Annotated in this window: 1 protein-coding gene; it reads right to left on the bottom strand. The window is 58.2% G+C overall.

Annotation, left to right across the window (positions count from 1 at the left end; all coding sequences use genetic code 11):
- On the bottom strand, positions 1 to 455 hold a 455-nt coding region (locus AC0L2P_RS32260), incomplete at both ends, for a cbb3-type cytochrome c oxidase subunit I (RefSeq protein ID WP_473507251.1).

Below are 455 nucleotides of genomic sequence, written 5' to 3'. Positions count from 1 at the left end.
GAGTTGACGGCCTTGATTGACATCATCGGGCCTTCGAAGGTCGACATCCCGTAGAAGGCGATGGCCATGACCATCATACGGATGATCGGGTCGGTGCGCAGCTTGTCCCAGGCGCCCGAGAGCGTCATCAGGCCGTTTATCATGCCGCCCCACGAAGGCATCCAGAGCATGATCGAGAACACCATACCGAGCGTCTGGGCCCAGTCCGGCAGAGCGGTGTAGTGGAGGTGGTGCGGACCGGCCCAGATGTAGAGAAAGATCAAAGCCCAGAAGTGGATGATCGACAGCCTGTAGGAATAGACAGGTCGGTTGGCCTGCTTGGGCACGAAATAATACATCATGCCGAGGAAGCCGGCGGTGAGGAAGAAGCCGACGGCATTGTGGCCGTACCACCACTGCGTCAAGGCATCCTGGACGCCGGAGAAAGCTGAATAGCTCTTTGAACCCACGAACGA

Source organism: Mesorhizobium sp. WSM4836, assembly GCF_055811815.1.
This window is presented reverse-complemented; position numbering and strand designations above follow the sequence as displayed.